Origin of the sequence: Brevibacillus sp. BC25, assembly GCF_000282075.1 — a bacterium.
In the GTDB taxonomy this organism is placed as follows: Bacteria; Bacillota; Bacilli; order Brevibacillales; family Brevibacillaceae; genus Brevibacillus.
The window spans coordinates 1-24,412 of the sequence record NZ_AKIX01000019.1; the positions used below are offsets into that span (position 1 = coordinate 1).

Below are 24,412 nucleotides of genomic sequence, written 5' to 3' on the forward strand. Positions count from 1 at the left end.
ACCGATCCGGGCACAGGAACTCCTACCGATCCGGGCACAGGAACTCCTACCGATCCAGGCACAGGAACTCCTACTACTCCGCCGGGCACGGGAACTCCGACTACGCCACCTGTTGAACCACCAGTTCCTCTACCAGAGGTACCGGTACCAGTTCCAGACCCTGAAGACAACATCATCAAAGACAACATCATCACCAGCGTAGTCATGAAGGACAAAGACGGAAACAACATTGAAGACATCCGCCCCGATCAGGGCTCGCGTGTTCAAGTTGATTTCACCTGGCAAATCCCTGCTGGACATCCTTACTCAGAAGGTGCCACCTTTACCTTCCCTCTCCCAGATAAGTTTAGGACCGATCGCATTTTGACCGGAGATCTGAACGGAGGCTACGGCACCTATGAAGTGACAACAGACGACACCGGAACCGGCACCGTCACCTTCACTTTCAGTGATGCCATCAATGACGGCGCTGAGATTACTGACGGAACATTCTATGTGTGGCGGGAATTCGATGAGAAAAAGTTTGAGGGTGGCACGAGACAGGAGATCGATTTCAAATTCGATGGCATCGCCCCGATCTCTGTCCATTTCAAAGGCAAAAACAACAATGAAATCGACAAGAACGGAAAAGCAAACAAGGGCATGAATCCTAGCTATCTCGACTGGACCGTCGATTTTAATCTGAGTGAAAATTCGATTAAAGGCGCTGTCTTTACGGATGAGCTTCCAAGCGATCTGGATATCGACATGAGCTCGATTAAGGTCTTCCCATTAGAAGTTCAGTTGAATGGCTCTGTTAATCCAAAGGCTGAGGTAACCACCTTCACTCCTGAGAAATTAACAGAAGGAAACGGGTTCAAAATAAACTTTGGCGACATCGACGGTGCTTATCGCGTCGCGTACAAGACCAACGTCACCGGTACGACAGATACAACCTACACGAATAAAGCCACTGTCGCAGGAACGAACCTTCCAAAGGATTTAATCGATTCCGCGAATGTCTCTGTCCGATTCAGCCAGCCTTTGAACAAAAAGGCGATTAACTACGATTACAACAAACAAACGATCACCTGGGCTATTCAGTACAACTACAATGAAAAACTAATCAAGCAAGGTGATGCATGGCTCGAGGATCGCTTTGATACCAGTCATCAAGAGCTCGTGAATAGTTCTTTTACCGTTCATAAAATGACCATCGACGACAACGGAAACGGAACAAAAGACGGGGCTGCCATCACAGGGTACAACGTAACCGAGTCGGCAACCGGCTTCCGCTTGGAGTTTGACCATGACGTGTCGGCTGCTTACGAAATCACCTACCAAACCAAAGCCAAAAATCGGGTCCACCAAGACAGCTACCTCGTGAAAAATGAAGTAGAGATCTATGATGGAACCAAAAAAGATGCATCCAGAGAGATCAATCAAGCAATCTTCTGGAAAAACGCCAAAAAAGAAAAAGTGAACTACCTGGATAAAACGATCGAATGGACGCTTAGTCTAAACGACGACAATCAGGTGATGGATGAAGTCGTCATTACCGACAGTTTTGCGGGTCAAGGGCTGACTCTTCTTCCTGACAAAGTAAAGATCCACGATTGGTCAAAGGATTTGGAAGAAGGTCCTGACAAAGACTACAGCATCTCTCCGAATCCAACGTACGAAGACGGACTCAAGATTACCTTCCACAAACCAGTTACAAAAGCCCTTGTGATTACGTACCTGACGAAGTTCGATCCTACTTCCAAGGACCGTCCATCCGCGTACAAAAACAAGGCTGAACTGAACTGGAAGGAAAATGGGAAAGCACAAGACCCTATCACGAAATCCGCTACTGTTAAACCAGACAGCTACACCAACAATAACGGCAACAAAACGGGTAAATACGACGCCCGCACAAAAGAAATCACGTGGACAATCGATGTGAACTATAACCTTCACAAGATTAACAACGCGATCATCCGGGATTTTTATACCGGAGAACAAACTTTTGTGAAGGACTCGTTACGAGTGCATAAGTTGCTGCTTACAGGTGGAGCAGACGGCGTGAAAGTGGTCGAAGGACCAGTTGTTCCTATCAAATTCGACCCACTAACCAACGGTTTTGAGCTGCATCTTGGCGAGATCGACTCGGCCTATCGCATCACGTACACAACCAGTTTGGCTGATCTGCCTGTCGGAGAAGTGTACGAAAACAATGCTACTATGCACGATAGTGACATAACAGGCACTCCACTCTATAAAGGCAAGACGACCGTCAGACCGACATACGGTGGGCAATACGTCCTCAAAACAGGCGTACAAGGTACAGGAGCAGATTCAGAGTATGCAACCTGGACAGTAAGAATCAATCCGAGCCAGTCTCATATTTCGGCTGGGGCTGTATTGACCGATACGCTATCTAGCAATCAAATTCTGATGAAAGACTCCTTCAAACTCTTTACGACAATCGTCTCTGAATCCGGTGCTCTGGCTATCGGAAAAGAAATGGCCCCCGAGGACTACACGTTAGAAGTAGTCGGCAACACTTTTAAACTGACTTTCAAAAACGATCTGCACACTGCCTACATCCTGGAGTACCGTTCCTTTATCAATGCTGATAATGGAGAGATCATCAAAAACGAAGCCTCTTTTGCAGGGAAAACAGTTGTAGGTAAAGGTAAAGACGGACAAGAGGGTATCAAAGTCAGCTTGTCTGGTGCTGGTGGCGGAGCCGGCACACCTGGTAAAGGCGACTTGAAAATCGTCAAAACAGACGCCGATACAAAAAAAGCATTGGCAGGCGCCACGTTTGGTCTGTACGACAAGACAGGGAAAACCTTGCTGGAAACAGTCGTGACCGATGAAAATGGCATTGCCACCTTCAAAGGCTACAAATTTAAAGCGTACAAGCTAAAAGAACTATCCGCTCCTGTTGGCTACGTCATCGCAGACGAGTACAGAAACGGAAAAGACATTACGTTAAAAGCTCCTGCAGGTGCTGATCCAGCTATTCCAGTTACAATCGAAATGACCATCGACAACAAGCTGCTCCGTCAAGGATTTGAGTTAACAAAAGTTGACGCGGAGAATGCTGGAAAAACGCTGGAAGGCGCTGTCTTCAATCTACAGGTTGAAAAGGGCGGAGCATACGAAACGATCGCTGAGCTGACAACCGGCTCTGACGGAAAAGTCTCCAAAGGCAATCTGGCTGAAGGAAACTATCAGCTAGTCGAAACGAAAGCTCCGAAGGGATACAAACTGGATGCGACTCCTATTTCATTCAAAATCGCCTCCAACCAGATAGAAATTGTGACCCTTACGAAAAAGAACGCCAAAAATATCGGGTCCGTTCAATTGCTGAAAGTGGACCACTACACCAAAGAGCCACTTCCTGGCGTAACCTTTGAGCTTCAAGATGCTGACGGGAAAGTACTGAAAAGTGGACTCACAACGGATAAGGACGGTATCCTTCTACTCGAGAACTTGAAAGCAGGATTCTACCAGCTCGTGGAAACAAAAGCTCTTGCTGATTATGAGCTGGCTGAACCACTGAAATTCGAAGTGACAGATGAAGGCACGGCCTCTCTCACGTTGACCAACAGATTGAACCCAGGATCTGTGAAACTGACCAAAGTTAGAACGGGATACCCAAACCATAAACTCAAAGGAGCCGAATTTACGCTCCGCGATGAAACTGGTAAGGTAGCCAAAGACATGAACGGTCAGGAGCTTACAGAGCTGACTACAGATGGCAACGGAGAGCTGATTGTCGAAGGCCTGAATCCAGGCAAGTATGAGTTTATCGAGACGAAGGCACCTGCTGGTTATGTAAAAAGCAGCAAGCCAATCGAGTTCGAGATTAAAAGAAACCAAGTAGCTGGCGACCATGTGCTGGTGACGGTCGAAAATGACGTGACCTCCGGTGGTGGCGGTGGCGGTGGTGGCGGAAATCCTGAGCCAAAACCTGAGCCGAAACCTGAGCCGAAGCCCGAACCAAAGCCAGAACCTAAGCCAGAGCCTAAACCAGAACCTGAGCCAGAGCCTGAACCGGAAAAACCAGAGAAGCCAGAGAAACCGGATAAACCAGACAAACCAGATAAACCTAGCAAACCGGACCAACCTGGTAACCCAGATCAACCTGGCAACCCAGACCAACCTGGTAACCCAGATCAACCTGGTAACCCAGATCAACCTGGTAACCCAGTCCAACCTGGCACTCCTGATGCAAACAACAACAACAACAACAACAACAACACTACGAACCCCAACACTTCAGGAGAGTTGAATCAAACAGGAAATACGACCAAACCAAGCGATTCGGGAGCTGCCAATAACTCCAACGTCTTGGAAACCAACAACGATTCTCCATCTACAGGTAAAGTCTTGCCTCAGACTGGAGAACAGGCTAACCCACTCCCAATCGTTGCAGGTATCGTTTCGATCTTGATCGGTATTTCGATCATGTATCGCAGAAACAGGAAAGCGTAGCTCATCTAAAGGACCAAGTCCAGGGATTTTCCCGGCTTGGTCCTCTTTTTTCCCTACTCTAGCAATTGCCGGAGAAGCGGTTCACTTTTATACAAAATCTCCAGATGTGTCGCCTCTACGTAATAACGCTCACCTTCCAGCGCGAATACACTGTTTGCCATGACACTCCCATCCCCAGCGTCACTATTGATCGAGCCCACTACTCTTCCATCTACCCATTTATCGGGAGACAGCGAAGGGACTGTTCGCAGGTAATGAATCGTTTCGTGTCCAATGCCTGCTACCAGCGTGACGCGAATATTGCGAGCAGCGATAATCCCCATCGTTGCGTTCAAGAAGTCCATGTATTGATTTTTCACGACCATTTGTTCATAAGGTACGAAGGCTTCTACCCCCTGTTTTTTCTCCAGCAAATAATCGCCATATGCTGCTGACGGGGTGAGATCAAGGAGACTGGGAAAGTGTCTGTGAATAGCTTGTATACGATGAAAAGGGATGCTTTGCTCCAAATATGCCAGATATACATTCATGTATAGCTCTACGACATTTCTTTTGGCAGAAACGGAGCGCGGCAGCTTCCCTCCTGCCCAATAGCTGTAGGCGACAGGCGATCCTGCGTTGGGAGTCGCAAAAGCGAGCAGCTGATCCACATCGTTTTGATAAAATTCGCTCTGGACATAGGCTCTAGCAACAAGGCCCCCCATGCTATGGCAAATGAGATTGACATACGGGGAACCTGTCGTTTGCTTCGCTCGCTCGATGACAGGCAGCAAAAATCGCTCGGCTGAAATATCGATCTGCCTTCGCCAATCATAAAAGGCTACAAACAATTGTTCATTGAGGGGGTAACCCATTTTTCCAAGCAAACGGATAAATGGCTCGTAAGCCGTTCGGGCAAACCCGAAGCCCCAGTCACCAGTACCCGGAATAATTTGATCACTCATCGACCCAAACAACCCCGGAACAAAAACAATCGGTGCCTTTGGCGCAAGAAAAGAACTCATGCTTGCACTCCTTTCCCTCTCTTTTGTCCCATGACCAGAAGGAAAACAACTTATGCTTTTGCCTATGCCAGAGCAGCTTGGGTGGTTCCCTTGCTTCGATGAGTCTCGTCATTTTTTGCCGAAACTTCCCACTTGAGCGAAACAAAGCGATATAATAAAGCGTCTAACGAATTGGCTAATGTATTAAGCAAATCTATCTTGTCGGAGGATTGGCAAAAATGAAAGTACGCAAGTGGTTTATGCTTTTGCTAATGTTCGTACTATGTATTCCAACGATGGGGATATCCGTGCAGGCCGCGCAGACATCCTCTGGCATCAGCATCTATTTGGACGGGCAACAAATCAAAAGTGACGTCGCTCCGTACATAATTCCAAAAGCAAACGTAACAATGGTCCCTATGCGAGTGATCGGCGAAAATCTGGGAGCCGAAGTAAATTGGGAGCCAAAGTCTCAAACCGCAATGATCAGCAAACAAGATACCTTGTTGTCCATGACGGTTAATCAGAAGAACGCTCTCGTGAACAACAACAGCATCCCACTCGATGCTTCTGTTCAGAACAAACAAGGAAGAATCATGGTTCCGCTGCGTTTTGTCTCCGAGCAGTTGGGCCTTGCGGTAAAATGGGAAGACAAAACAAGAACCATTCGCCTGCAAAGCGGCAACGTCGCTACCATGACTCCGCCACCACAGGATGTATTGAGTGAAACTGGCGGAATGGAACCAGGCACACCTGTCGTGACAAACGGAGATTTGCGCGGGGTATGGATATCTACGGTCTACAACTTGGACTGGCCCTCTTCCGGTTCTTACGCAAACCCAGCGAAACAGCAACAAGAATACATACAGTTGCTCGATGAGCTGCAAGCTATGGGAATGAACGCTGCCTTCGTGCAAGTGCGTCCATCTGGAGATGCTCTGTATCCGTCTACACTCACTCCATGGTCGAGATTTTTGACGGGAACTCCAGGGAAAGATCCTGGCTACGACCCGCTTGCCTTTATGGTAGAAGAAACGCATAGACGCGGGATGCAATTCCATGCTTGGTTCAACCCGTTTCGTGCCACTACGGATGCAAAAACAGACCAATTGCCAGCGAATCACGTGATCAAGCAGCACCCTGACTGGATTGTGAATGCCAACAAAAAGCTGTACATCAATCCGGGTGTTCCGGCGGCACGTCAGCAAATTATCAATGAAGTAATGGAAGTCGTGCAGCGCTACGACATCGATGGTGTCCATCTGGATGATTATTTCTATCCTTCCAATGTCGCCTTTGCAGACGATGCAGCATTCAAGGCTTACAACAGCAAAAAAATCGTGTCCAAAGCAGACTGGCGCCGCGATAATATCAATCAGTTTGTTCAACAATTGAATCAGTCCATCAAGAGCGTCAAGCCTCACGTTCAGTTCGGGATCAGTCCATTCGGTGTATGGCGCAACAGCAACGTCGATCCGACTGGCTCCGATACAAAAGCTGGCGTTACTGCTTATGACCACATGTTTGCCGATGTGCGCACGTGGATTCAACAAGGATGGATCGATTATGTGACTCCGCAAATTTATTGGAGCTTTTCCTTCGCCCCTGCCCAATACGACAAACTCGTTACTTGGTGGGCAAACGAAGTACAAGGGACGAACGTCAAGCTCTACGTCGGTCATTCCCCTTACAAGCTGGGAACGGCTGAGGCAGGCTGGCAGAGTGCCCAGGAGATTATCAACCAGTTGAATTACAACGCGATGGTTCCTCAGGTTCAGGGCAGCATTTTCTTTAGTGCCAAGGACTTGCGGAAAAACCCATTAGGACTGCTCCCAGCTCTTAGCAGTTATTACAACCGCTAGATAAATAGCAAAAACCCCGAATACTCGTAGCAGAGCAAACTTGCTACATGTGTTTCGGGGCTTTTTTCTTCTACGTTAATTTTTCTACAATGAACTTGAGTTGCGCTTCCAAGGAGATCGGGTCATTAAAATAGGAGCCTTTCTGATCAATCTGAAAAACCTGGTTATTTTTTACTGCCGACAAGCCTTTCCAAACGTTTGTACTGTATACACTCTCCGGATTGGCATCATCTCCAGACCATGCACTGGTAAAAATGTAGTCTCCCGCAAATTCCGGCAGTGTTTCAAGCGAGACCTCCGCCCAGCCGGTATTGCTATCAATGGTTTCTTTTTGTACGGCATTCGGAGCCTTCAACTGGAATTCGCCGTAAAGGATGTCTCCACCCCTTCCGAAGTTGTGCCCAAACGCATAGATCCCCTTGGCGTATGGCTGCAGAATCGAAACGGTTTTATCTCCTACCGCTGCTTGTACTTTGGGTTTTGCCTCAGCTATTTTCTTGTCCCATTCGGCAATCCACTCATTCGCCTTGTCTTCTCTTCCTGTCATTTTGCCAAACTCCCGCAGTTCTTCGCGAATTGGCTTCTTACCGTATGGAATCACTACCGTTGGAGCTATTTTGGTGAACTGCTCGATATTCTGATCCCCTTCAAACACAATAAGTAAATCAGGATTCATCCCCAGTACTTTTTCTACCGATGTTCCGTCGCCCACGCTTTCGATACCATCCAGCTTCCCTTTAAAATACGGGTTTCCCATAGCATGCTCCGTGATACCGATAGGCTTGATCCCCAGTGTCAGAAAATGTCCAACATAGCTGTCCGCAAGTATCACAACCCTTTTTGGGTCCTTAGGAATTCTCACTGTGCCATTAAACGCCTGGTAGTTGATATATTCATTGTTAGTCTCGTTAACTGAACTTTCCTGCGCGGGTTGAGCAGTTGGATTAGCTGGTGCTTGTCCGCAGGCTGATAACATGCTGATCATGATCATAATAAAGGCTACCATTATGATCTTATCTAAGCCTGATTTTCTCATTCTCAAAAGAACCTCTCCTTCATCAAGAATTGAAATTGATAATCATTCTCGTGAATATTAGCATAAAGAGCTAGCTCTGCCCATCTTTTTCGATCTCCGAGATACCATTTACAATCCGTCACAAAAAAATGCCGCGAAGTATGTTCGCGACATTGGTAGCTTTATTTTTTTGGCTTATTTAGTTACTTTGTGAAGACCGAACAGCATGAGGACATCATTATCGTTGGTCTCATACTCTTTCACTTCACCTTTAAAGGAGGTTTCTTTGACAACAATCTTGCTGCCTGTCGCATTTGGTTTCATTTCAATCATATATGAAGATAGATTAAGATCATCTGCCTTGATACCTAACTTCTCGGAGAGATCTTTAACCGTAGCCTTGTGCTCACCTAGTTGACTGTCTTTAATGGTTACTGACTGGCCATCCTTAGAAAAAACGAATGCAATCGTTAGGTCTAGGTTACTTTTTTCCGCTACGTTTACTTTTGCATCTGCGGTTGTGGTTGCATACGGTATAACCGTACCAATCACCCCAGTAAGTAACAAAGCTGATGCAGTTGTCATCCATTTCTTTTTCATTGGTCTCGCTCCTTTTCATTTCCTTTTTTATGTGCAAGTAAATCTCTTACTTGCTAAATCTAGGTTAAGATGAAATGTTAAAAAGAATTGTGGGGTAAAACTAAAATTTTCCTTAAGTCATCGCACATCCTCGGTTCTCCGAAATACCATTCACAATTCGTCACAAAAAAATGCCGCGAAGCATGTTCGCGACATGTGAAAGCCTTATTTTTTGCCGAGCTCCGGCTTGTCTTGGTAAAAGAAATTCGGCGTATGGTTTGTGTTATCGTACAGACTGTGGAAAATGTGTGTAGCTGTTCCGGAGATCGGTGGAACTAGCCATGTCCAGTCACCAGTAACGGGTCGACCACATTTCTCTTCTCTTTCCTCAAATCGCTTGAATTGCTGGCTCGCCGTATGGTGATCGACAATCGATACTCCTTTTTCCTTGAAGGAATGCAAGACAGCTACGTTTAGCTCGATGAGCGCTTTGTCTCTCCAAAGTGTCGCTTCCTTGCTCGTATCGAGCCCCATGACCTCTGCGACCTTTGGCAGCATGTTATATCGCTCTTGATCAGCGAAATTGCGCGCACCGATCTCCGTCCCCATGTACCAGCCGTTAAAAGGCGCGGCCAAATAGTCGATACCGCCAATCTCCATGCGCATATTCGAAACAATAGGAACCCCATACCATTGCAATTTCATATCAGCAAAGCCCGGCAAATCGGGATGCACGATCGGCACTTCCAAGACCAGCTCCTGAGGAATCTCAAAAAACTGCGGCGTCTGATCTCCAATTTGCACGACAAGCGGTAAAACGTCGTAGTTTGTGCCTTTCCCTTGCCATCCCAAGCTCTCACATAGCTTCGTCAGCGAAAGCGAAACTGGATCACCCAATACGCCGTACTCTGTCTCGTATCCCGCGTAGCGAATTAGCTGGTCATTCCAGATGCGCATGGGAGCTCTGCCTGCTACAGCAGGTGCAAAAACCGTGATGGTCGGGCGAATTTTCCCATCATTGGTGGCAAAGTCGATGTGTCGGAGCATGGCCTGCGCCATCTCTTCTTCTGTTTCGACGTGCCGCTCATCTATCACAAGTAACGATTCCCAAAAGAATCGCCCAATACATCGATTGCTATTGCGCCAGGCCATTTTTGCTCCGTGCCGAAGCTCCTCAGCCGTATGCTCATAGTATCCCTGCTGATGAATCAGCTGTCGTACTTCTTGTAGCCGTTGCTCGGTTTCGTCCGTTGTCTTGTCCAGCTCACGATAGCATGTCCGGATAAATTGCTCTGCCGCTTCCATCAATTGAATTGGTTCCATATTACCCTCTTTTCACGCTGAAGGGTGTCACTTCGCTGTTATTTTCTTCATCGTAGAATTTTGTTACCTACATTATAAAATTACTCGTGCTTGATTACCAATCATGCAGGCATATGGACACATATCTGTAAGAAACACGGAAGCATTCAACCTAACTGTAACGTCAAGGTCTTTTCGCCGATGAATAAATAAAGATCACCCAGAGAATGTCAAGAAAGGAAGGTAAGGACATGAAACGCATCATTCTCTTACTAGCACTTATTCTAGGACTAACTGCCTTTCAGCAACCTGCAGCACTGGCTGCACCAGCATTTAAAGATGTCGATCCCAAGCAATATGGCTGGGCAATGGACGCTATCTCCTTCATGGTAGACATTGGGGTCGTCAGCGGCTATCCCGACGGAAGCTTTCAGCCGGGAAGATGGGTGGACAAAGCTGAAATGACGGTGATGATCTATCGCCTGTTTGATCGCTACAGACCTTTCGATCCAAATGGTAACTACTATATCCCAGATTTTCAAATTGATCACTTTGCCGATGTGCCGAAAAACCACTGGGCCTATAAGGAGATCAGCTCAATCGTGACAATGGAATTGTCGAATGCCGTTTTTCTTTCTCAACACGGCTACAACTTCTATCCAGATTCCAAGTTAAATCGCATCGGCACAGTCTACGTCCTCCCTGTTTGGTTGCTAGAAAGCTCATACGATATCGATGACCCTGCCGTGGTTCAGACGATTATGTCTATGCGTGATATCCCCATTATCATTGCTCCCGATACAGATTTACCGCCTAAAGTCGATTTACTCTCAGATGGACGGTTTGGCTTTGATGATGACGGGGAAAACCGGACGAACACACTTTTCCCTTTCATCGTCAAGAAAAAAGGGGACTTATATCGCTTCTATGATACCTACAGCGTAAATACTGCGTTCAACATTGCCCTCTTGCAACAAAAAGGGATCATGACCGCATGGAATGGCGAATTCGAGCCGAACGAAATGTTAACCCGCGCAGAAGCAGTAACCATTTTGTATAGAATGTATCTAGATATGAAGGAATTAGGCAACCTGCACTTACACTCGAGCAAATAGAAGATCAAACTTGTTACTCAATAAAAACACCTCCACTTCCTTAACTGGTATGGAGGTGTTTTTATGTAGACGAAAAAAAGACAGGTGCTTTCACACCTGCCCTTTCTCCTAAACCGTCATATGGTTCCACATCTCCGACTTACTCAACGAAACAGCATCTGCTCCACTCTTCAACGCTTCGTTGACCTGTTCCATATTCCAAATCAACCCACCCAAAATAATCGGCTGCGCCAAATGCTCCTTGATATACGAAATAATCGACGGCGCTATCCCCGGCATGATTTCAATCGCATCCGGCTGGTTTTCCAAGACGTTTTTAATGGTCGTCGTGAGTGAGGTCGAATCAATCAAAAATACGCGCTGGATCGTCAGCATCCCTTCCTTTTTGGCCGCGCGAATCATTGGTCCCTTGGTAGTGACAATGCCCGTTGGTTGGATATAGGTCGACAAGAAACGAAAAGCCTCTTTGTCATTGGACAAGCCATTCATGAGGTCTGTGTGCAAAAAAATCGGCTTGCTCGACTGACGGATGGTTTCGGCTTCCTCCATCAGCTTGGTCAGCTTTCCGTACATCAAAAGGATCGCGCAAGCTCGGGACGCCATTGCCTCTCCCAAGCGATCCTGTTCGGTTGCCGCAATAACCGGATTCGTTTTCAAAATCGTTTGCATGTCCATGTTATTCGCCTCCTGCCCTCAGTAGCCGTTCAACACTTACCTCAGCGCAGCCAAGCTGCTTGGTCTCTACAACCCAATGACCCGCGAATCCATTGTCTTTTAAAAGTGACAGGATAGATGCGAACGGAATCGTTCCGTCACCCACTGCCAAATGGTCGTCCAGCTTGCCAAGGTTATCACTCAGGTGAAGAGCAGACAAATGAGGAAGTACCTCCTGCAATGCATCGATCGCATATCCCGGACGAATCAAATGTGCATGGCCCACGTCGTACACGATTCCCACGCGAGAGGATTGTACGTGACGGCATATACGCACGAGATCCTCGACGTTCCACCCCAGCACTTTTGGATAAGGGGGAACATTCTCGACCGTCAGTATGGTTCTACTCTCTGCGGACAGCTCGGAGGTCAACACCTGGAGTGCCTGACTCACATTTTCCACACCTCTGGCACGCTCTGTTTCCGCGAGTCGGTCCTCTACCTCCCCCGCATGCATCACGACATGGGTGCAGTCGAGAAAGCTGGCAATCTCCAGGCAGCGCTTCATCGTGTCCATCGTTTGATCCCGGGTTGATCCTGTGTCCGCCGCCAGATTGCATCCGCTAATCGGCGCATGAATCGACCAGGCAATCCCTCTCTCGTCTCCCAGCTGCTTCAACTCTTTCAACTGCTCCCGGGACCAGTCCAAGAGGTCGGCATGATTCTCTTCACACATAATCTCGATGCCCTTCCAATCATGGTGCAAAAGCTGAATGATAGCATTGCGCAAGGACAGATCAAATATCGCATAAGTGGATACGGCAAACGAGCTTTTGTCTCTCATCATTCATGACCCTCCCTCTTATTTCACGCCGGAGTGGATGAAGCTGTTGATAAACTGCCGCTGAAACAACAAAAATGCCAGCAACAACGGAAAAATCACCATGACCGTCGCTGCACTTACCTCGGCCCACTGCGCCCCTGTCTCAAACGATTGGGCAAAAATCGCCAGACCGACCGTCAACGGACGATTTTCCACGGAATTCGTAATAATCAACGGCCACATGAAGTTGTTCCAATGGTAGCTCACCGAGACCAAACCAAACGCAATGTAGGTCGGCTTCGCTAACGGAACGTACACCCGCCACAGAATTTGGAACCAGGAGCAGCCCTCCATCCGCGCCGCCTCCTCCAGCTCGTTCGGGATTGTCTTGAAAGTTTGTCTCAACAGAAAGACCCCGAAGGCAGAAGCGAAGTACGGCAGCATAATGCCGATTTTGGTATCCAGCAAAGACAAGTCACGCAAGACGTTATAGTTGGGGAAAATCAAAATATCCGCCGGGACCATGAGCTGGACCAGGAACAGGACAAACAACACATCCTTTCCCCAAAATTGCAGCTTCGCAAAGGCATAGGCTGCCAGTGTAGCCGTAATAATTTGCGCCACCAAAATACCAGTCACGATCAAAAAGGTATTGATGTAGTACTGATCGAAGGGCGCTGCGTCCCACACCTTCGCATAGTTATCGAGTGTAAAATCTGCACTGAGCGACCACGAAGTCGCCAGCTCCCTCGGGCGAAAGGAAGTCCAGACCGCCCAGAGCAAAGGAAACAACCAGAGAACGGCCAAGCCGTACATTCCAACCGTTGTGATTTTGCGAAGCATCTGCCATCCCCCCTTAGTTGTAATGAATCTTTTTATCCATACCAAAAAACTGAAAAGCAGCGACTAACAGCAGCAGCACGACCATGACAATCGTCAATGCCGAAGCCATTCCTTGATCCCAGAATGAAAACGCCGTCTCGTATATGTAGTACAGCAAGAGATTGCTGGCATTATCCGGTCCGCCTTTGGTCATGATCACCAAATGGTCTACCAGCTTGAAAGAGTTAGTGAAGGCGATAATACTGACAAACATCGTCGTTGGCATGAGCAGCGGAAAGGTGATGCGGCGAAAAACTGTCCACGACGATGCCCCTTCCATGGAGGCGGATTCGTATAGCTCCTGCGAAATGTTTTGCAGCCCCGCCAAATAAAAGATCATGAAATAGCCCGCTTCCTTCCAAATGACCATGAAGATCATCGCCCACATCACATTTTTCTGATCGCCGAGCCAGTTCATGTCGCCTTTTCCGAACCACTCCATCACATGACTAAGCGCTCCGTACTCCGGTGTGTAAATAAACAGCCAGATGTTCGCCACTGCAATCATCGGAACAACTGTCGGGTAAAAATAAGCCGTGCGGATAAAGCTCTTCCCTCGTAATGCCTTGTTGGCGAACAGAGCCATAGCTAGCGCGAGAGCCACACTCGTCGGCACCGTTCCGATGGCAAACCAGATATTATTGGTCAGCACCTTCCAAAACACTTCATCTTCCACCATTTGTTTATAATTATCTATCCCGTTAAAAAACGGCTCTGGAGAACCCAGATCCGCTTGATGAAAACTGAGTATGAACGTTTGTATAACCGGATAGAAGGTAAACAACAGCAGGAAGATGAGGGAGGGAAGGAGCAAGAGCCAGGCGTACATGTTCACTTTCCATTTTGCGCGTAGTTCCCCCATTGTCGCTCCCCCATTGCCTTGCTTGATTTATTTGTTGAACGGCGCCAGCATCTTGTCCGCTTCTTCCTGCGCTTTTTTCAATGCTTCCGCAGGCTCAGATTGACCAGTAATCACAGATTGCAGTGTGTCGTTCAAGAGCTTTGTCACTTTGCCGTTATTGTGTGTAGACAGCTCAGCATGACCGTATTCCAGCTGGTCGCGAGCTACTGCTGCTGCCGGGAAGTCCTTGACGTATTGCTTCATAGTCTCTTCTTCGTATGCAGATTTGCGTGTAGCAACATAACCCGTATCGACGCTCCACTGAGCAGCGCGCTTAGGCTCGGTCATAAAGCGAATGAACTTCCATGCCGCTTCCTGTTTCTTTTCATCCGTTCCCTTGAACATGTAGAAGTTACCGCCACCTGTCGGGCTGCCGTAGTTCTTTTTCGCTGGCAAAAACGCTACGCCAAAATCAAACTTCGCGCTTTTCTTCACGTTCGTCAGGTTCCCTGTCGTATGGAACATCATCGCCGTTTTGCCTTCCAAGAAATCAGAAGGTACAGTCGCCCACTCGTTGACGCCTTCAGGCATAACTTGATGCTTTTTGGACAAATCTACCCAAAATTGCAGAGCTTCTACATTTTCTGGCGTATCAAAAAACACTTTTTTCCCATCTTCGGACATCAAGTTCTTGCCGTTTTGCAGGGCCAGCGCTTGGAACATCCAATACGTGAAGCTCGAGGAAGGAATCTCGACGCCGTAGCGTCCGTCCTTTTTCAATTTGCCAGCGTACTGAACCAGCTCGTCCCATGATGTCGGTGGTTTTTCCGGATCAAGCCCGACTTCCTTGAACGCGTCCTTGTTGTAATAGAGCACGATGGTGCTGCGTTGGAATGGAATGCTGTATGTCTTGCCGTCTACTTGGGAATTCGCCAAAAAGCCTGGGAAGAAATCTTTTACGTATTCGCTGCCGCCATCCTTGGCAATAAAGTCGTCCAACGGAAGGATTGCATCCATGTCCATCATCGTATGTAGCTCAGTTGAGAGCATCACCGCTACGTCGGGAGGAGTCTTGCCCTGTACAGCTGCCTGTACTTTTGTCGTCGTATCCTGATAGCTGCCCGTATACACTGGCTTGACTGTGATATCTGGGTTTTCTTTGTTAAATTCCTCTGCCATTCCGTCCACGATCTTGGTCAAAGGACCGCCAACCGCAACCGGATAATAGAAGGACAGCTCTGTTTTGCCTGACGAAGTGGCTCCTTGCACCGCGTTGTTCGTGGACGAAGAATTGCCACTGGAGCAACCCGTGATCAGACTCATACTCATGACGACCGCAAACAAGCTTTTGACAACTTTACGCATCACAGTACCTCTCCCTTTTCTTTTCTCAATTGGTCGTAACCGCTAGATTTTTTCCGGTTTCTCCATCAAACACGTTCACCTGAGCTGGATCAAAACGAACATGCATGGTTTCGCCTCGTTTGCAGTGCCATTGTCCGTTCCATTTGGCCTTCCACAGCTTGTCTCCCACGGTGAATTCCACAATGGTCTCAGAGCCGAGAATCTCTACTCCCTGCACGGTGACAGGAAGTTGGCAGGAAGCATCCACAGATTGCCCTTCAAGGGCGGGCTGCAGTGACTCTGGACGCAGACCGAGAACGACCGGGGTCTGGTCCTTGATACCGTTAAACTTTGGAAGCGGCAAAAAATGCTGACCTGCCAGCTCAATCCCTGCCTGATCGCCTGCCCGCCAAATGGCAGGTACCGTATTCATCGGGGGTGCCCCCGTAAACTCCGCCACGAACAAATTCGCTGGATGGTTGTAGACTTCGAGCGGTTTTCCGACTTGCTGGACCTCGCCGTCGCGCAGGACCATCATGCGGTCTCCCATCGTCATCGCTTCCACCTGATCGTGCGTAACGTAAATCATCGTGATGCCCAGCTCTTGCTGCAAGCGACGAATTTCCGTGCGCATGTGCCCGCGCAGCTTGGCATCCAGATTGGATAACGGCTCGTCCATCAAGCAGATAGGGTGCTGACTGACGATGGCCCGTCCGAGTGCAACACGCTGTCGTTGTCCCCCGGATAATTCCTTCGGCTTGCGTTGCAAAAGATGCGCGATGCCCAACATCTCCGCTACACGCTCCAACCGCTTGCCCTGCACCGCTTTGTCTACTTTTCGAACCTGCAAACCAAACAAAATATTATCTTTTACCGTCAAATGCGGATAAAGTGCGTAATTTTGAAACACCATGGAGATGTTTCGCCCGCTCGGAGGGACCTGATTCATCGGCATGCCGCCAATCAACAGCTCTCCCGTGCTGATCTCCTCCAGCCCGGCAATCATGCGCAGTGTGGTTGATTTCCCACAACCAGAAGGCCCTACCAGCACGAAAAATTCTCCTGGTAGAATACGAGCACTCACTTCATTGACTACCTTCTGGCCCCCATACATCTTGGAAATGCGCCGCAATTCCACTTCAGCCACGACTTTCCCCCCTGAACCTCTCGCTGTTTTTTACGTATCACTCGACTATAACAATTGCTTACTAAGGTAATATTTGGGCATTGTAAAGTTTTTGGGCATAGTCCGTAATAATTCCCCCGACTCCAGCCTCGGTTGCCCGCTTCATATCTGCTTCCTCGTTAACTGTATACACGGTCAAGATGATTCCCCGATGCTTGGCAAATCGGATTAGCTCTGGCGTGACAATCTGATGGTTGATATAGTATTGGGCATTCAGTTGAACCGCGTCTGTTATCTGCTTTTCGGCATACTGTTCCAGCTGTTCCTTTGGCTTGGTCCCGCTCAAGGTAAAGCCCAGTCCCAATTCCGGATTGAGCTTGGCAAAACGCTCCAATACTTCTGAGCTGAAGCTGCTAACAATCACATCTTCAACCATGTCATGCTCCTTGATGGCCTTCGCCATTTCCTTTTCGTACCCAATCCCCTTTGCTTCCAGAATGAGCACTGCTTTGCCTTTGGCCGCTTCCAACAATTCATCCATGGTAGGAATGACAGCATCGGTAATCTCAGGCTGGTACCAGGAAGGATTTGCTGGGTCGAGCTTGTTCGCGTTCAATTCGCGCAGTTCCTTCAGCGTGAAATCCTTTACCTTCCCTGTCCCGTTGGTGGTACGCTCCAGATCAAAATCGTGGATCAGGACAAGGTGGCCATCCTTTGTTTTATGGACGTCTGTCTCAATGATCTCCACACCCAGCTCCATCGCTTCTTCAAAGGCGTACATCGTGTTTTCCGGCTTTAAGGAAGGGATACCTCGATGCGCCATGACCATCGGTGGTTGCGTGATGCTTTTCTCCGGGTACGCAGCAAGCAGCTCATGTACCTCTTTTGGATCGTGTGAGACAACCCCGGCCACACCCATCTCGATCATTTCACTCGCTTGGCTCTTGTTCGCCCGATCGATTCCCCACACGGACAACCCGCGATTGCGGAAGTAGCGAATGACCTCCTCCGTCATCGCAGTTTGCGAGAGAACGATCACATTGGAACGACTGCTCCTGGCTGAGCGTACGAGCTCCTTTTGCTTCTTTTCGTTCAGCTTGCCGTCGATATACACGAGGGCACCACGGTATTCATTGTTTTTCTCCCGCATCTCTTGGACGATTTCCGGTCGGGAAGACACAATGTGCACATCAGAGAGATTCTCTTTCTGGAGCAGGCGATCGACCTCCGCTACCAATTTCTTGTCCTCGATATGAATCACCGGGATCGCCTTGCCCTTGATCTGCTCCAGTACCTCGTCCAGCGATGTGCCGTCCTGCGTGACGACTCCGTTCTTCCCGGATTTTTTCACCGGGATAAAAATGGAAGACGCTTCTGCTTCCAGAATCGCATCGATCTCGGACTTCTTGTCGTACATGGTAATCACCGTCGGCGGAAGGACAATTCCCGTCTTAGGTTCAGGGACAATCAGCACATCGTCTTTCAGATCAGAGACTGGAATCTTGTCTTTTCGTGCATTCGGTCCAAACAACAACTCACCAGGAGTCGGCTTGGGCTGATCGACAAAATCTCTAGAAGCATCATTCGTATCCTTTTCCGTCAGGCGTTCCATCGAGTGTCCGCCCGCTACTCCTGGATGAGAGGTGACTCCCGGGACCTTCGCATCCATATAAGCCATCGAATCCACCACATTGTAATCAGGATCCATCAGAATGACGTGGTCACCGCCATTCGCCAAATAAATGCTGCCTGTCGCCCAATCCGTCGGCAACATCTCAGAAACGTCCTCCATGGAATCGAACAATTCAAAATCAGGCGTGACGTCGTGGCGTTCCACGATTCCGTCGGCATAGCGAGAAATGACAATCGTCTGGTAAGGCTCAATCATGGTTCCTTCCGGAAACGCATGCATCCCTTCATTTCCTCCACGCTTTTCCTCGTCGCCGATCATGTATCCACTCAAATCAATCGAATCGTTGGAGACATTGGTGATTTCGATAAACTCGCCTGTGCTTTCATCAAAAAGGGGATCATTGACAACTTCTGTGATGAGCAAGGTTTTGCTCACCGCGCTTTGCGCCATCGCGGGCATACTGCCTGTCACCAGACTTGCTACCATTAGTGACCACAACCACTTTTTGCTGCTCTTACCCAACTCCATCTCCCATGCCTCCTCGTTTTCCTACTCGACTTGCACCATGGCTTCCATCGTCGGAAGGATGTAATCTGGCTGAATCTCTGTGGCTTCCAGTTCGCGACTGGTCGTTACTCCTGTCATTACCAGCGCCGTTTTCATGCCGCTGTTTTTCCCTAGTAAAATGTCTGTCTCCAAACGGTCGCCCACCATGACGCATCTTTCTGGCTGCACTTGAAGCTGTTGAAAAACCTGATCGGCGTAGTACCGGGACGGCTTGCCAGTCATCGCCCAGACAGAGGCTCCACCAGCCGTTTCAATCGCTCTCGCCAACGCCCATGTATCAGGAATGGCACCCCCTGGCACCGGACATAACGGATCGGGGTTCGCTACGATCAGGTGGGCTCCATTTCGCACAGCGTCAGCAGCCTGTTGCAGCTTTTCATACGTAAATGCTCGGTCCATTCCGACCAATACATGCGTAGCTTCCTCCGCATCTTGCACCTGCTTTATATGAAAGCTCGCAATCTCTTCCTCCAAGGCAGGCTCTCCAACAATCAGGACACGCGCTTGCTCTGCATTCTCTTGAAGATACAATCCCGCAGCATAGGCAGCCGTCATGATTTCTTCCAGCTGAGCAGCCAATCCGAGCTTCTGGAGGCGAGTCTGACAAGCTGTTCTTGTCTGTACCGTCGTATTGGTCAAAAACATGATTTTTTTCTGCTTCTCCCGTAGCGCGGCAAGTGTCTTTTCCACCCCAGGAAGCAGTTCATTCCCGAGAAAAATCGTTCCATCCAAATCAAAAAAATACGCATCGTACCTATCTGTATCTAGCAAATCCCCTGCTCGCTCCTTTCATTCGAAAACACAAAAAGCCCTCATACACGGCAATAGCACAAAGAAACAAACCGAACGAACGGTCTTTTTCGAATCTATTGCTGTATGAGGGCTTTCTCCACGTCTCGACCCACTTACAGACGTTATTCATTTGGTTGATAGCTCGATCATAACAAGTCATTGTTAAGGGATTGTTGAGCTACTTTTGGTTTTTTGTGAACAACGCCAAAACTAACCAGTGATCGATGGCGAAAAAAAGATTGCAAACTGTCTAAGAAAGAGATAAATTCTTTGTGGATGATAATGATATTCATTATCGACATATAATCATATAATTATGCACTCATATTAGATGAAGGGATGTCTTTTCATGATTCAAAAATGGAGTTATCCACTCGCCGCAGTTGTTCTCGGCTCTTCCTTGCTCGCCGCTTGTGGAAACGCACAAACACAAACCGAAGAGAAAAAAACAGAAGCCGCTCAGCCTGACAAGCCTGCCGCTGCTGATCAGTCTACGACAGCGACAGCGAGCACTGCTTCTGCTTCTGCTCCTTCTCCTGAGCTGCAAGCCTCTATTGATCAATACCGAAAATGGGTCGTCGACCAAACCGACCAATTCGTAAAAGCAACAGAAAGCTTCACTACCGCCGTTAAAGCAGGCGATATGGAAAAAGCGAAAAAAGAGTATGCTCCAGCCCGTGCTTACTTTGAGAGAATCGAGCCTATCGCGGAATCTCTCGGCGATTTTGACCCATGGATCGATGCCCGCGAAGGCGATGTGCCTGATAACGAATGGCGCGGCTATCACAAATTGGAGAAAGCACTCTGGGAAACCAAATCGGTTGCTGACCAAGGAAAAGTGGCGGATCAACTGCTGCAAGATGTGAAGCAGCTCCGCGTGAAGGTAGAGAGCGTCGAAATCGATGTGCCTATGCTGGTAACGGGTGCGGTTGAGCTCTTGAACGAGGTATCGACGAGCAAGGTGACTGGCGAGGAAGAACGCTATTCCCATACGGACTTGTACGATTTCGCTGCGAACGTGGAAGGCGCCCACGAGATTTACAAAGTATTGAAGCCTGCTGTTACGGCTAAAGACTCTGCTCTTGCAAATGAAATTGAAGCTCGCTTCGCTGATTTGGATAAAGCACTCGCACCATACCGCAAAGGCGACGGCTATGTGCTGTACACCGAACTTAAGGAAGACCAGGTGAAAAAGCTGAGTCAGTCCCTCGATGCATTGGCTGAACCATTGTCCAAAATGGGTACGATCGTAGGAGGCTAACAAGATGAATGACAAGCATCTCGCAAACACCACAGCGAACAAATTCACACGTCGAGAAGCTCTGAAGTTGGCTGGTGTCGGAGGGATTGGACTGCTGTTAGGGGCGACTGGGGTCAATAGCCTTTTGCCTTCTACTCCTAAAAATGAGCAGACAAGTGCCACTCCGACCGGTGCAGATGAGGTCATTCCCTTTTATGGCAAGCATCAGTCCGGGATCATTACACCTATGCAGGATTTTATCTGCATGGGTGCTTTTGATTTGACGACGACCTCGCTAGGGGATGTCCGCACCTTGTTTCAAAGCTGGACGCAGGCAGCAGCACGCATGACTGCCGGCAAAAACGTCGATGAGGAGAGCGATAACGCCCTTCTTCCTCCTGTCGATACGGGAGAAGCCATGGGCCTGCGCCCAATGAAATTGACGATCACATTTGGGCTTGGCGCTTCTTTTTTTGACGAGCGCTTTGGTCTTGCAGCCAAACGCCCAGCTCCCTTGGTCGATTTACCTCGCTTCAACAGCGATGAAATGCGAAAAGAATGGTCGGGTGGCGATATTGTCGTGCAGGTCTGTGCCAACGATCCACAGGTCGCCTTCCATGCCCTGCGGAATTTGGCCCGGATCGCTCGAGGCAAAGCTGTTCTCCACTGGCTACAGGAAGGTTTCCAGCGCACCAGCGCATCCGACCCGACTGGCTCCACACCACGGAATCTGATGGGCTTCAAGGATGGCACGAACAATCCACCGGTGAACGACCCCGCTACCGCAAATGAAGTCGTCTGGGCTCACACTGCTGAAAGTCCCGCGTGGATGGCAGGCGGAAGCTACATGGTCATGCGTCGAATCCGCATGCGGATCGAGGTATGGGATCGCTCTTCCCTCACCGATCAGGAGAATACATTTGGTCGTCACCGGTTAACCGGAGCTCCCCTTGGCAAAGCAAACGAGTTTGACGAGCTGGAGCTGGATCGAAAGGATGCCAAGGGAAAACCGGTTATTCCTGTGGATTCCCATGTTGCCTTAGCCCATATGGAGGGTAAGGTGAAAATTTTGCGACGCGGTTACTCTTATTCGAGTGGAATGGATCTCAAGACTGGTCAGCTCGATGCTGGGCTTTTGTTCATTTGCTACAATCGTGATCCGCGCAAGCAATTCATTCCGATGCAACAAAAGCTCGCATCCGTCGACCTGCTCAATGAATATATCACCCATGTTGGCAGTGGTTTGTACGCCTGTCTTCCTGGTGCAAGTGAGGGCGGATACATCGGGGACACGCTATTTTAACCAACTATCTGGGATGGAGTGAACACCTTGAAACGCTATCTGTTTATCATTTGTACCTGCATGCTGCTATGGACATCTGCTCTGTCTGCCGCTGTAGCCGCGCCGCTGGTGCCAGAGCAGCTCAAGCAAATGATCGCCCTCTCTAGCGATGCCTTGATTAGTAGTGGAGATAACAAATGGGAAGAAGCAGCTAAAGCGATCAGCAGTATGAAGAGCATCTGGGAAGGCAATTCGGAAGAAACCTCCGCAGATACACAAGCATTGACGCAAGCAATCGTGGAAGCAGATCAAGCCCTTGCCCAAGCGAAAGCGAATCCTGACACTGCAAAAGCAGCCATCTCCAATCTGGCAAAAGCAACGGACCGTTATGTCTCGTCCAAAGAAGAAGGCAGTCAGCCAAAAGAACGCGCACACAAGCAAATTGCGGCATTGCTACCGCTCTTGCAAAACAGCATGACAGCCATCACGGAAGGCGATCTGGCGAAAGCCAAGCAATCGTACAATAGCTTCGTCACTGGCTGGTACAAGGCAGAGGGTCTTGTTCGAGCGGAAAATGCCGCAATCTACGGGGATATGGAAATCAAAATCAGCAGTGCACGCATTGCCTTAAATACAGAACCACCAGACCCTAAAAAGAGCGCAGAGAAAGTACAGGCACTCATTACTACCGTGGACAATTATTTGTCAGGAAAAGCAGTCCAACAGGCCGCTGCCAATCCTTCTTCTGAGCAGCCCACCATCTCTTCTCTACTGGAACTCCTTACATCGGTAGAAACAGATATCGCCAATCAGAATGCAACCGCTGCTTCTGACAAAATGGAGACCTTTATCACCTCTTGGCCCTCTGTAGAAGGCGTGGTCATGACTAAATCGCAAGCTACCTACAGCAGTATCGAAGCCAAGATGGTCGCCGTCCCGACACTCATCCTGTCCAATCCCCCGCAATGGGAAAAGGCGACGGCTCATCTTGCGGAAATGAAGACAGAGCTGGCGCCATTTGCGACAGCATCCTCGTACACCGCTTGGGATGCGGGACTCATCTTGTTCCGCGAAGGACTGGAGGCTATCTTGATCATCGTCTCTCTGCTTACTGTCCTGAACAAGTCAGGTAATGCCGACAAGCGCAAATGGATCTGGTCCGGGTCCATTGCCGGGATCGTAGTTTCCACCATTCTTGCCGTCATCCTCAGTTTCGTTTTCTCCAATCTCTCCACTGGCAACTCGCGAGAAACGATTGAGGGAGTAACCGGACTGATTGCCGTCTTCTTTATGGTAACGATCGGTGCCTGGTTGCATAAGAAGTCCAATTTGCAGGCATGGAATCAATTTGTCGAGAAATCTATCGGCTCTTCTTTGGCAAAAGGAGCTCTATGGTCACTCTCATTCACCGCCTTTCTCGCTGTCGCCCGCGAAGGGGCAGAAACGATTATCTTTTATATGGGGATGGCTGCTACGATCTCCATGACAGACCTGGCGATTGGCATTTTGAGCGCGCTTGTTGTCTTGGCCGTGATTGGCTTGGTCATCATCAAGCTCAGTGCACGCATTCCGGTGCGTCCGTTCTTTTTTGTAGCTAGTCTCTTGCTCTACTACATGGCGTTTAAATTCGTCGGCGTCAGCATCCACGCTTTGCAGGTGACGGGAAGCTTATCTGCACACAGCAGCGATTACTTGTTGTATGCACCGACTCTCGGCATTTACGCGAGCTGGGAAACGACGATCCCGCAATTGATCATTCTCGTGATCGTTCTTTTCAATTTGTTCCTGTATTCGCGGAAAAAAGCAGCCACTCCGATTCCGCGGGTGAACTAAAAGAGTGAAAACCTGAAAAACGCAGCTCCTTCAGAAGGGCTGCGTTTTCTTGTAAACCCCGATATTATTTTT

The 24,412-nt window shown here is 48.7% G+C and carries 18 protein-coding genes; 6 read left to right on the forward strand and 12 right to left on the reverse strand.

Features of this window, described 5'->3' with window-relative positions; all coding sequences use genetic code 11:
• A partial coding sequence (locus PMI05_RS04590; protein WP_007717802.1) for an LPXTG cell wall anchor domain-containing protein occupies positions 1-4,467 on the forward strand: 4,467 nt, incomplete at its 5' end.
• Positions 4,468-4,520: 53 nt separating this feature from the next.
• On the opposite strand, the gene PMI05_RS04595 is transcribed toward PMI05_RS04590, so the two are convergent.
• On the reverse strand, positions 4,521-5,471 hold the full coding sequence (locus tag PMI05_RS04595; RefSeq protein WP_007717805.1) for an acetyltransferase: 951 nt from the start codon (positions 5,469-5,471) through the stop codon (positions 4,521-4,523).
• A 218-nt stretch (positions 5,472-5,689) separates the two neighbouring features.
• Between PMI05_RS04595 and PMI05_RS04600 the strand changes: the two genes are divergently transcribed.
• Positions 5,690-7,312 carry a family 10 glycosylhydrolase gene (locus PMI05_RS04600; RefSeq protein WP_007717807.1) on the forward strand — a complete coding sequence of 541 codons (1,623 nt, stop codon included), beginning with the start codon at positions 5,690-5,692 and terminating at the stop codon, positions 7,310-7,312.
• 70 nt (positions 7,313-7,382) lie between these two features.
• Here PMI05_RS04600 and PMI05_RS04605 read toward each other — a convergent pair whose 3' ends face one another.
• The 3 genes from PMI05_RS04605 to PMI05_RS04615 all read right to left on the reverse strand — a co-directional run bounded on the left by PMI05_RS04605 (position 7,383) and on the right by PMI05_RS04615 (position 10,229).
• Positions 7,383-8,348, reverse strand: a complete 966-nt coding sequence (locus PMI05_RS04605) for an iron-hydroxamate ABC transporter substrate-binding protein (protein WP_007717811.1) — start codon at positions 8,346-8,348, stop codon at positions 7,383-7,385.
• Between the two features lie 174 nt (positions 8,349-8,522).
• Positions 8,523-8,927, reverse strand: coding sequence for a hypothetical protein (locus PMI05_RS04610; protein WP_007717813.1), 405 nt, complete (start codon positions 8,925-8,927; stop codon positions 8,523-8,525).
• A 204-nt stretch (positions 8,928-9,131) separates the two neighbouring features.
• Entirely contained in the window at positions 9,132-10,229 is a 1,098-nt protein-coding gene (locus PMI05_RS04615; protein ID WP_007717815.1) for a nitric oxide synthase oxygenase, read from the reverse strand.
• A gap of 230 nt (positions 10,230-10,459) precedes the next feature.
• Here PMI05_RS04615 and PMI05_RS04620 point away from each other — a divergent pair, with 230 nt between their 5' ends.
• Positions 10,460-11,323 carry an S-layer homology domain-containing protein gene (locus PMI05_RS04620; protein ID WP_007717816.1) on the forward strand — a complete coding sequence of 288 codons (864 nt, stop codon included), beginning with the start codon at positions 10,460-10,462 and terminating at the stop codon, positions 11,321-11,323.
• A 108-nt stretch (positions 11,324-11,431) separates the two neighbouring features.
• On the opposite strand, the gene PMI05_RS04625 is transcribed toward PMI05_RS04620, so the two are convergent.
• The 8 genes from PMI05_RS04625 to PMI05_RS04660 all read right to left on the reverse strand — a co-directional run bounded on the left by PMI05_RS04625 (position 11,432) and on the right by PMI05_RS04660 (position 19,964).
• Positions 11,432-11,998 (reverse strand): glycerol-3-phosphate responsive antiterminator, encoded by a 567-nt coding sequence (locus PMI05_RS04625; RefSeq protein ID WP_007717818.1) that lies wholly within the window; start codon positions 11,996-11,998, stop codon positions 11,432-11,434.
• A 1-nt stretch (position 11,999) separates the two neighbouring features.
• Positions 12,000-12,821, reverse strand: a complete 822-nt coding sequence (locus PMI05_RS04630) for a sugar phosphate isomerase/epimerase family protein (protein ID WP_039960260.1) — start codon at positions 12,819-12,821, stop codon at positions 12,000-12,002.
• An 18-nt stretch (positions 12,822-12,839) separates the two neighbouring features.
• The gene (locus tag PMI05_RS04635; protein ID WP_007717820.1) at positions 12,840-13,643 is read right to left on the reverse strand and encodes a carbohydrate ABC transporter permease; all 804 of its coding nucleotides are present in this window, start codon (positions 13,641-13,643) and stop codon (positions 12,840-12,842) included.
• Between the two features lie 13 nt (positions 13,644-13,656).
• The gene (locus PMI05_RS04640) at positions 13,657-14,544 is read right to left on the reverse strand and encodes a carbohydrate ABC transporter permease (RefSeq protein WP_007717821.1); all 888 of its coding nucleotides are present in this window, start codon (positions 14,542-14,544) and stop codon (positions 13,657-13,659) included.
• A 27-nt stretch (positions 14,545-14,571) separates the two neighbouring features.
• A complete protein-coding gene (locus PMI05_RS04645; protein ID WP_007717823.1) occupies positions 14,572-15,888 on the reverse strand; it encodes an ABC transporter substrate-binding protein in 1,317 nt (438 codons plus the stop codon).
• 25 nt (positions 15,889-15,913) lie between these two features.
• Complete coding sequence (locus PMI05_RS04650; protein WP_007717825.1) at positions 15,914-17,014, reverse strand: ABC transporter ATP-binding protein; 1,101 nt, start codon at positions 17,012-17,014, stop codon at positions 15,914-15,916.
• 61 nt (positions 17,015-17,075) lie between these two features.
• Complete coding sequence (locus PMI05_RS04655; protein ID WP_007717831.1) at positions 17,076-19,154, reverse strand: glycerophosphodiester phosphodiesterase family protein; 2,079 nt, start codon at positions 19,152-19,154, stop codon at positions 17,076-17,078.
• Positions 19,155-19,175: 21 nt separating this feature from the next.
• A complete protein-coding gene (locus PMI05_RS04660; RefSeq protein WP_007717833.1) occupies positions 19,176-19,964 on the reverse strand; it encodes an HAD-IIA family hydrolase in 789 nt (262 codons plus the stop codon).
• 370 nt (positions 19,965-20,334) lie between these two features.
• On the opposite strand from PMI05_RS04660, the gene efeO reads away from it, so the two are divergent.
• From efeO to PMI05_RS04675, 3 genes are read left to right on the forward strand one after another with little or no spacing between them, the layout of a single operon-like run.
• On the forward strand, positions 20,335-21,246 hold the full coding sequence (gene efeO, locus PMI05_RS04665) for an iron uptake system protein EfeO (RefSeq protein ID WP_007717835.1): 912 nt from the start codon (positions 20,335-20,337) through the stop codon (positions 21,244-21,246).
• A gap of 4 nt (positions 21,247-21,250) precedes the next feature.
• Positions 21,251-22,528: an iron uptake transporter deferrochelatase/peroxidase subunit gene (gene efeB, locus PMI05_RS04670; protein ID WP_007717837.1), complete on the forward strand. Its 1,278-nt coding sequence runs from the start codon at positions 21,251-21,253 to the stop codon at positions 22,526-22,528.
• A gap of 27 nt (positions 22,529-22,555) precedes the next feature.
• On the forward strand, positions 22,556-24,340 hold the full coding sequence (locus PMI05_RS04675; protein ID WP_007717839.1) for an FTR1 family protein: 1,785 nt from the start codon (positions 22,556-22,558) through the stop codon (positions 24,338-24,340).
• The last annotated feature ends 72 nt before the right edge of the window (positions 24,341-24,412 follow it).